This window comes from Alicyclobacillus fodiniaquatilis, assembly GCF_042678105.1.
Lineage (GTDB): Bacteria > Bacillota > Bacilli > Alicyclobacillales > Alicyclobacillaceae > Alicyclobacillus > Alicyclobacillus fodiniaquatilis.
In genome coordinates this window covers 48,825-57,443 of record NZ_JBHUCX010000023.1, presented here as the reverse complement: position 1 = coordinate 57,443, position 8,619 = coordinate 48,825, and the positions used below count along the sequence as shown (strand labels likewise).

Below are 8,619 nucleotides of genomic sequence, written 5' to 3'. Positions count from 1 at the left end.
CCCGTGTATGCAAAGCATCGGTCGTTGATCATGCTTCATGCCGCCACGTAGATTTTTCTTCCAATTGAAAAAGTGGAGTTCATAGCCTGGCTTGGGGAGGGGGGGATTGTGTCCATTGCTCTAGTTCCGTACCATGATTTCGCCGTGTTCGCTAACAAATCGACCAAATACTTGAAAACATGCCCCGGTCAATGACCTCAATCACCTAATCGTCGAAATCCGGGTTTATAGGTTGAGGAGGTTCAGGTTTTTTCCCATCCGATTACGTTTGACTCCCAGTTTATTCGCTCTAGAGCGTATGGCCGGGATACTTCGGTGATTTTTCGCCAGATGCCCCTTTAAAGTTGTCAGATCCATAATTGGATAATACTCTCGTATAATCTGGTCTTCTGACGGCTCCCATTCCGGACCAGTTACCGCTCCACTCATCACATACACCCCTATACACTTGCTCTTGCTTCTTTTATTTAACACCTAAACATCATTTCTAGTCGGACTAAATGCGGACAGCTTATGATCCGGAAAATTTACCATCCAATCCATTGCGAACAAATGTTTGCATAGGAAATCTCCTCGCACGTATAATACCAATGCAAGAACATACGTTCTAGTGGGTGATGACTTGTATCGGCCGACTGCAGATATACGAGATATACTAGTTCTTCGTCTGCTTCAAGATGAAATTCGGCGAGAGATTGCGCGTTCAATGCATCAAATGAAGTCTTCTGGACTGAAAATCTTGGATACGAAGTACTCGGAGCTTGATGTTCGCATCCAGTTTCGTAACAAGAGTGGTATCGAGGACGCCATATTCATGAAAGCCGCCCTTGATGCTGAGGTTCGAGCGAGGCTTCGAGTCATGCGAATCGGAATAAGGAGGGCGCCAACAAATGAACGGTAAGGTAGGCACACAATACGTTGTGGGTCTCATAGACTGCCAGAGCTTCTATACTAGCTGTGAGTGTGCGACAAGACCGGAATACGCCCTATCGAGAACCGAAGATAATAGCCTATCCGACCCTTGCTTGGTGGTAAGTGGCGACCCCAAGAGACGTAGCGCAATTATTCTTGCGGCCACACCAACAGCTAAACAATTAGGCGTGAGTACGGCCATGACTTTAGGCGAAGCACTTCGATTAGATAAACGCAGAGAAATGGTTGTCGTTCAACCAAGAATGCAGACGTATATAGATTTCAGCACCAGAATACAAGAAACAATTAAACAGCACTACCCACTTCAGGAGCAATTTTCTGTCGACGAAGCATTTTTTTCCAGCACGTTAACTGGTCGGTTCAATGACCCTGTTGAGTATGCAGCACAACTTAAAGAGAAAGTATGGGACCTCTACAGAATCCGCGTTCGAATAGGGCTTGCGCCGAACAAGTGGCTTGCCAAGATGACCAACTCGATCGCTAAAAAGAGTAAGGACGGAATAGTCTGGTGGAGGGAAGATGAAGCCCTCGAAAAACTTTGGGAACTCCCGGTGTCCTCGATGTGGGGGATCAAGAGACGCGGAGAAGTACTTCAAACAAAATTTGGTGCGGAGACGATCGGGGACGTCGCTAGAATTCCCGCCCATTCATTACGACATGTGTTCGGACCAGCCTGGGGGACGATCATTTACCGGTGGAGTCATGGACAAGACCCTTCACCAGTGGATCCAAACTCCTATGACGCGCCCCATAGCGGCTACTCACAACGTATGACTCTTCCCCGCGATTACAGACGGGAAGAAGTGAATGTGCTTGCCTTGGAGCTCATCGACAAGGTTTGCGCTCGTGTTAGACGTGCTGGTTTAAAGGGAAGACGCATTAGTATCGGGGCCACATATGCAGGCTTTACGGGCGGCTTTTGGAAGTCTCAAACCCTCTCCTTTTATTCCAACGACGCTAGCGAGCTGTACCCCTTGTTCATGAAGTTATTCGACCGGTGGTGGAACGGTAAAGACGACATTCGGGCACTCTCTGTTGGCTTAGACAATTTAATCGAACATGAATCAAATCAACTCAGTCTCTTTGATGATGTTGTACGCCAAGACCATAAAAATCAAATTGTTGATGAGATAAGGGATCGGTTTGGTGAGACTGCTATTTTCCGATGTTCCAGTTTGTTACCCGTTGGTCAAATGATTGCTAGAAGCGGAAAAAAAATTGGTGGTCATTTTGCGTGAGGTGAGTTTGAATGGATATTGTTGATGGTAATTTGTATGCCGCCATGCGTATAATCCTTCCAGAACACCGTGCGGAGATGCGGCGAATGGAACAATTGAGTAAGGCCCGAACAAAACCTATCCTGTCCCAAGAGTCACTTGCAGAAATGACATATACCATAACGGAAGCGATTCAAGACGAACGTTCCGTGCGAATTGAGCTGTTCGCTACCTTTGAGAATGAGATTATTGAAGGCAGTCCAACAATTCTTAACGGTAAACTACAGGTCGTGACGTCCGACGGAATAAAGCACACTCTTTCACCCGATCGTATTGTCTCGGTATCCATTATTTAACATCGCATAAGACCTATCAAAGGCTGTTACAATACAAATATCAATTTGCGCCGAAGTTGAACTCCACCTGCGCTTACGTGTGGCCTCGGTCACGCCGAAGATAAGCCGGACGCTCACGTGCAAATAAGGGGGGTAACTCCAAGAGTTGCCCCCCTTTTTCGTGTTTCTGCCGAATCCGGTCGGGTAAGGACATATAGGGGACAACATTCAAGATAGTTTGAAACTGAAATATCGGAGCCAAATAGAAAAGAGACGGATCACTCCATCTCCCCCACCTTCATTCCGGTTTATGCTTGTCAAAAGAGAGCAATACATCAGTAAATCATTATCTGTGTTCTCTATTAAACAATTTACACATTTCCTGATTTACAAAATGACCATGAAAAAGGACGATTTTTTACTGTAGACCAAGGAATCGCGAATGCAATCGCAACGATGGCACTAGGTGTCCCTTAAGGCCCCTACATTTGAGCTGAAGAATGTATGGACATTTGGATACAATAAGACACCCATAATTGGATGTTACAAATTCATCAGCCTTTAATAAATATCGTTGTTTAAGGATTACCTCACTTCCAGATTGCTTGTAGAATTAGTGGTACGAGGAGGTATACCGGTGACTGAACATACATTCGTATTTAACCCAATGTCTCCTGAGTTTCAGGAGGATAGACACGCTGTACTTAAACTGATGCGGGAGTCATACCCTTTGTACAGTGAACCGGATCAACATATATCAGGTAGACCTTTTACAAGATGGACCCTTACAACCTATGACGACACGTTGTTTGTGTTGAGAGATCATCGTTTCGTACGAGAACTTCGTAATGCACTTCCTGCAGAAAAGGTACCATCCGTACCTGACTCGATTCGTAGTTTATCGGAATCTCAGCAAAATACGATGTTGTTCCGGGACCCACCTGACCACACACGACTTCGCTCGTTAATCAATAAGGCTTTCACGCCACGGATCATAAGGCATCTCGAGCCTAGAATTCACGATATAGCGAAACATCTTCTCAATGAGTTTGAGCAAGGGACAAAGCTCGATATTGTGCGCAGTTTTGCATTTCCATTACCAGTAATTGTGATCGCTGAGCTGCTTGGAGTACCAGTCGAAGATCGAGAATTGTTTAAGGAATGGTCGAACGCCTTCGTTCGAACGCTAGATATCCGACCATCTATGGAAACGCTTTTACATGGTAATCAAGTAACCATCGACTTCCGAGAGTACTTCCGGAATATTGTCAGGGAGAGAACAAAGCATCCTAAAGAGGACCTAATTAGTGAACTGATTCATGTACGCGAATCCGGGGACCGTTTGTCTGAGGATGAGTTACTGGATATGTGCATTCTCATCCTTATGGCTGGCCACGAAACAACTGTTAATTTGATTGCGAATGCTATATACCTAATGACTCAACATCCTGATCAACAGTTATTGCTAAGGAACCACCAAGGGCTAATGAAATCAGCAGTGGAAGAAGTATTACGATTTGAATCACCTGTTCAAGTTACTGGACGAACGGTAAAAGAGGATTTCGAGTATAATGGGCAGTTACTTTCACGTGGAGATTTCGTAAATGTGTGGATTTCGGCAGCCAATCGGGACCCGAAAGTTTTTAACAATCCCGATACCTTTGATATCACACGGCAGAACAATCGTCATTTGGCATTTGGTCAGGGGATTCACTACTGTCTTGGCGCACCTTTGGCTCGACAAGAAGGTGCAATTGCGTTAAGTTCCTTGATCAACAAATTTTCTTCATTAAATCTCAGTACGAGCCAAGTACAGTGGATACCATCGCTACTCATGCGTTCATTGAAGGAACTTGTAATTGAAATCTGATTTGAACTCGAACTCTACATCACCACTCATCCTTAGGATTTGATGGACATGCTACGGTAGCCGGTATTGCTTGAGAACATGAAGTGATTTACGTGTTGGCGGTGGGCTGCCCCCCGGCCATAGTACATGTTTCGATAGGGTCATTAACGATTTACCCACTAAAATGAAACAGACCAAGAAGAAGTTTCTCGGTCTGTTTCCTGTGTACACCAACTTATGTTTGTATTACGTACTCTCAGTTTTGTAACCACCTCCTCAAGGTGGTCAATTTGCTGTGATTATTCCGTTTGCGATTTTTGTTCCCTCACATACCTGAGAATTTGCGTTATGAACTCCTCATTAGAAGGGGGGCCTATAAGCAAGTCTTTGTCATATCCGAAAATACGTTGAATGTCTTTTTTACTACCACGACCCCACCCAGTGATAACTGCATGTCTTACGGCTCTTTGAACCCGGGAAGGCGTAGTTTTATACTTTGTGGCTAGGGCTTTATACATTTCTTTCGTATCTACTGAGACTTCATCGTGTTGCCAACGAACAGCGTCAGAAATGTAGAAATAACCCTTAATGTGTACCGGTATACCTATCTGATGGATAATGTCCCGAATCTCGGATGACAAAACAGATTGTGTCCATTGTTCTTTAATGCGTCTCGTTGCTTTTTGCTTCTGTTGCGGTGGTACGTTTGCGTCCGCGAGATACAGAATTAAGAAGTCCCTTAAACTTTCCAATGCTCCACGATCTGAAAGGTCTAGATTGGTGGGAAGTTCATCAGCCTTTGCAATCACCCGAATATGATTTGCTCGGTAGATGTCGTCTGCGATTGGTACGAACTGAACGTAGTCACCTTCTTCGATCATTCCCCCAGAATGTACATCTTCCATTTTGAATGTGTAATCGTGTCCATCCAGCGCAGCGATCGTGCCGATTCCTGTAGTGTGGTCAAACCACTTTCCCCTACCATTCATGTTGTCTCCCCCTTACATTTCTCGCATACCTAATGAATGGTCAAAGGAACTCATTGCAATTTGAGAGAAGTTTTCAGCGCTTGAACGCACGTACAACCGCCCTGGTAAGTCTCCAGTGATTTCGACGATCACCCCTAAGTCTGACTGAACGAGTGGTGGTTGAGCCAGACCAGATGCGCCATTTTGGAGTGTTCCAGGTACATTCATCCACCGTTTCAATCGTAGCATTTGCAAGAAATTTAACTACCTCTCCGGTGCTTAATGCCATTGTGTATCCTCCGTTCAATAGGAAACCAATTTGCATATCTCTTTCTCTAGTGGTTTCACAACAAATCCTCGTGCACCAGCTCTAATTGCTGAAATTACCATCGCTTGCTGTCCCATGGCTGAACACATAATGATTTTTGCGTCTGGGCACTTAGCCATGATGGCTTTAACAGCCTCTATTCCATCCATTTCAGGCATCGTTATGTCCATCGTCACTACGTCTGGTTGATGAATGAAGTACATGTCCACAGCCTCTTTACCGTTGGCGGCTTCTCCTACGACTTCGTGTCCACCCTCAGTCAAGTAACCTCTTAGCATCATTCTCATAAACGCTGCATCATCTGTTACTAGTACTCTTGCCAAAATACATTTCCCTTTCTGTAAGCTTGTTTCAAGATAGTTTGAAACTGCGGTTCGTGTGGTGGATCACAACTCATCTGCAGTGACTTTTTGTCCACGTTTAGTTGCGACTCATAAATTTGATTAGATAAAGTGCCATATTCCATTACACCCGAAAATCATTTGTCACGCCGGACATGTGGAGGACATCTTGTCAAACGGTGAAACTTTCCAATTGTCAATAAGAATCAAGTCCAAAGCTCACTTTTCTCACTTTGTCAGAATGATGTCCTCTTTTTTGTCTTGTCAGGTCTTAAACTTGAGAATGCACAACGCGCTTGGCAACTAGCGATGAGGATGTGACACTATGGTTCAGCGGATAGGGGTGAATACTTCAGAAACCACATTTCGCGGACACTGCCAAAACAAAAAAAAGAACCGATCAGGCATGTGATTTATGCCGTCTCGGTACTTCGTACATCCTGCTTTAACCGTTGTTCCATTGCGAACCTCAAGTCCTTATCTAATTCGGAAACATTCTGTAGTGCCCAGGAAAAATAACTTTTTGGTATAGAATCCATGAATTCCCCTTTGTGCTTGCCGAAGGGCATAACATCTATGGGTATTGGGGAGTAGGTATACGATATCAGGTCTTCAACTTGGTCTGTTTGTGCAACGAACTTCCGATAATAGGCTAATTCACGGTAAAACACATGCGCGGTGACCAGTGTATCCCCTGCAGCGCTGTGGGCGGATTCCGCTTGCACGTTTATGTCCATCCAGTACCGAAGAACCTGATTACCAAACGCGGGCGCATCCGGCCATAAATGGCGTGCAAGGCGATAAGAGCATATCCACGGCCGACCTGTCTCTGGAATCATGGAACGGTCAAACCGTGCGTTGTGAGCGACCACAATTGCACCTTCCAAATGTTGAACTATAGTAGGCCATATTGCATCAAACTTTGGCTTATCCGCCACATCCCGAAGGGTAATGTGATGGATGGCCGAGGCCGTAGGTGGTATATCACGCTCTGGATGAACTAGTGTGTTGAATAATGGCTTGATTCCGTTACGAGAGACCTCAACAAGGGATATGTCGCAAACACGATCAATTTCTGGATTAGTACCTGTGGTTTCAGTGTCGAGAACAACGAAACGTGCATCTTGTATGCGCATAAATACTACACCCTTATGTGTTTTGACCCATCATTGTACTCGTAAAATCCTTTTCCGAGTCGGTTGATCTGCCCCATTGAATGAATCACCATATTGGACATTTTCACACTTGGATTGCTACCCCATTTAAGGTCAGGAAGTAGATTTTTAATTTCATCAAACTTTACTGGCTGACCCTTTTGTTTAAGGAGAGCTATAACTGCATCGACGTCATTGTTCCCCGTTTTCACTTTAGGCGTTGAACCTGAATTCTCTGCGCTTTCATTCACTTTCTTATATTCTTCGGTAACTTGAACGGCAGCGGCTGCTGTCTCCATCGCTGAAACTTTCTCGCGTGTAGATTCTTCAAGGATGTTTGACACGTGAGTTAGCAAGTCGCCTATGATTTCTTCTTTTACTAAGCGGATTGCTTGGAACATTTTTCTCTCAATTGATTCTTCAACGGCTTGCCTAACCACACTTGAGAGTTCCTTTGCAACTGCTTGACTGACCACACTTGGGAGTTCTTTTGCAATCGCTTTTTCAACAGCACTACCGAAAATTTCCGAGAATGTTGCAAGCCCTTGTTGAGTGAATGTCGCTGCAACTTCCTCCTGATTGGGCCGGTCGTTTCTTGTATTACCCGAGTCACGCTTATTTGAGTTATAGTCCCGTCGGTTCGCAGATCCACTCGAGTGCTTATAATTTCCTCGGTTGTCATCTGGATACTGTTCACGGTGTTGACCTTGTGTCCAACTCATCAGTATTTCTCCAATCTATAAATATTACTTCCTAGCATATCACGAATTATTGTTGCTCCTGTCAATAGGTAGAACATCAATTTATTGTATGTTGGTGTTAAAACATGTCTAAGGCTTAAAATCTCTTTATAGACAAATAAAAGTCCCCCAGGCTTTGGCGGGACTTATGTGATGGGATTACAGTTACACCGACTCAGAAAGAACATTATTCGGTGGGAGTACGCGCCGCGCTCGTTCGAGAATCTTGAGTAGTGTTTGTGTATCTTCGGCAATTTGCTCCGGAGTCAGTTGTTCTCGTGGCACTGTCTCTAATTCCCTAACTCGGACTAATAACTCGTCCCTTTCTTTTGCAACCTGTTCGTATTTACCCACTAAGTTTTGAAACGAATCATCATAGTTCTTGAGGAACTGGATTACTTTCTCCATCTCTGTATTAGATGTTACGGTCTCCACCTCAGTAGTTTCAGGCACGGAGGACTCGTTATTGCCCTTTAATGCCTTCCGCTCTTCTTTGGCTCTTTGTATCCGATCCTCACATGTCTTTCTCACAACACCGTTCCACCGAAACCCACACGCTGCCGGCGTTCTCCCCAGTAATGTACCGGCATGTTCAAACGCCGAAAGTTGTGTTTTTCCAAAACGAATGGAATTTAGAACAATGTCTGTTAATATCGCATCGTGTTCTTCAGTCCAAGCGTCAGTACGGAATATTGCTGATTTGGGCATCTAAGTTTCTCCTTTCGCTATTAGCTTTATCGCCAGTTTTGAACGA

Annotated in this window: 9 protein-coding genes; 3 read left to right on the top strand and 6 right to left on the bottom strand. The window is 44.6% G+C overall.

What is annotated here, in order from left to right; translation table 11 throughout:
- Positions 1-890 precede the first annotated feature (890 nt).
- The 3 genes from ACFSB2_RS09285 to ACFSB2_RS09275 all read left to right on the top strand — a co-directional run bounded on the left by ACFSB2_RS09285 (position 891) and on the right by ACFSB2_RS09275 (position 4,355).
- Positions 891-2,171 carry a Y-family DNA polymerase gene (locus ACFSB2_RS09285; RefSeq protein ID WP_377942763.1) on the top strand — a complete coding sequence of 427 codons (1,281 nt, stop codon included), beginning with the start codon at positions 891-893 and terminating at the stop codon, positions 2,169-2,171.
- Between the two features lie 11 nt (positions 2,172-2,182).
- Positions 2,183-2,506 carry a YolD-like family protein gene (locus tag ACFSB2_RS09280; RefSeq protein WP_377942762.1) on the top strand — a complete coding sequence of 108 codons (324 nt, stop codon included), beginning with the start codon at positions 2,183-2,185 and terminating at the stop codon, positions 2,504-2,506.
- A 616-nt stretch (positions 2,507-3,122) separates the two neighbouring features.
- On the top strand, positions 3,123-4,355 hold the full coding sequence (locus ACFSB2_RS09275) for a cytochrome P450 (RefSeq protein WP_377942761.1): 1,233 nt from the start codon (positions 3,123-3,125) through the stop codon (positions 4,353-4,355).
- A 278-nt stretch (positions 4,356-4,633) separates the two neighbouring features.
- Here the strand turns inward: ACFSB2_RS09275 and ACFSB2_RS09270 are convergent, their stop codons facing one another.
- From ACFSB2_RS09270 to ACFSB2_RS09245, 6 genes are all read right to left on the bottom strand, one after another.
- The gene (locus ACFSB2_RS09270) at positions 4,634-5,323 is read right to left on the bottom strand and encodes a sporulation initiation factor Spo0A C-terminal domain-containing protein (RefSeq protein WP_377942760.1); all 690 of its coding nucleotides are present in this window, start codon (positions 5,321-5,323) and stop codon (positions 4,634-4,636) included.
- 12 nt (positions 5,324-5,335) lie between these two features.
- Entirely contained in the window at positions 5,336-5,557 is a 222-nt protein-coding gene (locus ACFSB2_RS09265) for a hypothetical protein (RefSeq protein ID WP_377942759.1), read from the bottom strand.
- Between the two features lie 48 nt (positions 5,558-5,605).
- The gene (locus ACFSB2_RS09260) at positions 5,606-5,953 is read right to left on the bottom strand and encodes a response regulator (protein WP_377942758.1); all 348 of its coding nucleotides are present in this window, start codon (positions 5,951-5,953) and stop codon (positions 5,606-5,608) included.
- 431 nt (positions 5,954-6,384) lie between these two features.
- Complete coding sequence (locus ACFSB2_RS09255) at positions 6,385-7,107, bottom strand: 3'-5' exonuclease (RefSeq protein ID WP_377942757.1); 723 nt, start codon at positions 7,105-7,107, stop codon at positions 6,385-6,387.
- A 5-nt stretch (positions 7,108-7,112) separates the two neighbouring features.
- Positions 7,113-7,847: a hypothetical protein gene (locus tag ACFSB2_RS09250; RefSeq protein ID WP_377942756.1), complete on the bottom strand. Its 735-nt coding sequence runs from the start codon at positions 7,845-7,847 to the stop codon at positions 7,113-7,115.
- Positions 7,848-8,030: 183 nt separating this feature from the next.
- A complete protein-coding gene (locus tag ACFSB2_RS09245) occupies positions 8,031-8,573 on the bottom strand; it encodes an RsfA family transcriptional regulator (RefSeq protein ID WP_377942755.1) in 543 nt (180 codons plus the stop codon).
- Positions 8,574-8,619 lie beyond the last annotated feature (46 nt).

What these genes read in the sequence shown, in the direction of transcription:
- ACFSB2_RS09285 (WP_377942763.1), top strand. Translation starts at nt 891, where the DNA reads ATGAACGGTAAGGTAGGCACACAATACGTTGTGGGTCTCATAGACTGC.
- ACFSB2_RS09280 (WP_377942762.1), top strand. Translation starts at nt 2,183, where the DNA reads ATGGATATTGTTGATGGTAATTTGTATGCCGCCATGCGTATAATCCTT.
- ACFSB2_RS09270 (WP_377942760.1), bottom strand. Translation starts at nt 5,323, where the DNA reads ATGAATGGTAGGGGAAAGTGGTTTGACCACACTACAGGAATCGGCACG.
- ACFSB2_RS09255 (WP_377942757.1), bottom strand. Translation starts at nt 7,107, where the DNA reads ATGCGCATACAAGATGCACGTTTCGTTGTTCTCGACACTGAAACCACA.
- ACFSB2_RS09250 (WP_377942756.1), bottom strand. Translation starts at nt 7,847, where the DNA reads ATGAGTTGGACACAAGGTCAACACCGTGAACAGTATCCAGATGACAAC.
- ACFSB2_RS09245 (WP_377942755.1), bottom strand. Translation starts at nt 8,573, where the DNA reads ATGCCCAAATCAGCAATATTCCGTACTGACGCTTGGACTGAAGAACAC.